The following is a 255-nucleotide window of genomic DNA, read 5'->3' as shown; positions in this document are numbered from 1 at the left end:
AGAATTTCAGTTCTTTTTTCATAATTTATCCATGCCGTTAAGAACCATTCAACATCCGTATTAATAATAAAAAAAACAATGTGTCCCCCCTGAATAATCAAAGGGGGTACCTTTGCGCAGAGGATTTGGCGGGATCCCCGTTCGCTTCCACTCTTTTTTTCGCCGTTTATGGAGCGTTTCCAGGTTAATATCCGCCACGTTTTCCCAGCCCAGCAGGGTGAATATCTCCTCTGACAGCGTTTCTTCCGGTAACGG

The 255-nt window shown here is 44.3% G+C and carries 1 pseudogene; it reads right to left on the bottom strand.

The annotated features are described in order from the left end of the window. Positions 1-60 precede the first annotated feature (60 nt). Positions 61-255: pseudogene (locus tag FDW98_RS23490) on the bottom strand (hypothetical protein); the annotation flags it as partial.

The organism is Citrobacter sp. wls711, assembly GCF_005281055.1.
Classification (GTDB): Bacteria; Pseudomonadota; Gammaproteobacteria; order Enterobacterales; family Enterobacteriaceae; genus Citrobacter; species Citrobacter gillenii.
The sequence above is the reverse complement of the archived record's forward strand: the minus strand, read 5'-3'. Positions and strand labels throughout refer to the sequence as shown.